1 protein-coding gene is annotated in these 638 nt (G+C 42.8%); it reads left to right on the forward strand.

What is annotated here, in order from left to right; genetic code table 11:
* A partial coding sequence (locus ACFIMI_RS09770) for a tyrosine-type recombinase/integrase (RefSeq protein WP_375692542.1) occupies positions 1 to 638 on the forward strand: 638 nt, incomplete at both ends.

Here is a 638-nt window from a genome sequence, read left to right on the forward strand (position 1 = left end):
GAAATGGGCTTGGGTGCCTTGCGAGATGTTTCTTTAAAACAAGCCCGTGAATTGGCAACTAGGTGGCGGGCTGTTTTACGTGAGGGGCGTGACCCTATTAAAGAACGCAACAAACAAAAGCGTGAGGCAATGCGCAATCTCCATTATTTAAAAGATATTGCTCTAGATGCTTTTGAAAGCCGTAAAGCTGAATTAAAAAATGATGGTGAGTCTTGTAATTGGTTTTTACATTTACGCCTCCATATTCTCCCTAAATTAGGCTGTCTGCCCGTTTCAGAGATTACGCAAACAGAGATACGCGATACCCTTGCCCCTATTTGGCATACAAAAGCTGGAACTGCTCGAACAGCACTAATGCGTCTTAATCTTTGTCTCAAACATGCGGCTGCATTAGGGTTAGATGTTGATTTACAAGCAGTAGAAAAAGCACGCGCTCTCTTAGGCAAACAACGTCATAAAAAACAAAGCTTACCAGCCATGGATTGGAGAGATGTGCCGGCTTTTTACCAATTTCTCTGCAAAACAACAACTATAAAACATTTAGCTTTGCGTCTGCTTATCCTGACAGGCGTTCGTACCAACCCTTTGCGTCATATTCGTGAAGATCAGATTGAAGGTGATATATGGACAATCCCTGC

The sequence above is a fragment of the Bartonella sp. AP4SXKL genome, from assembly GCF_042195845.1.
Lineage (GTDB): Bacteria > Pseudomonadota > Alphaproteobacteria > Rhizobiales > Rhizobiaceae > Bartonella.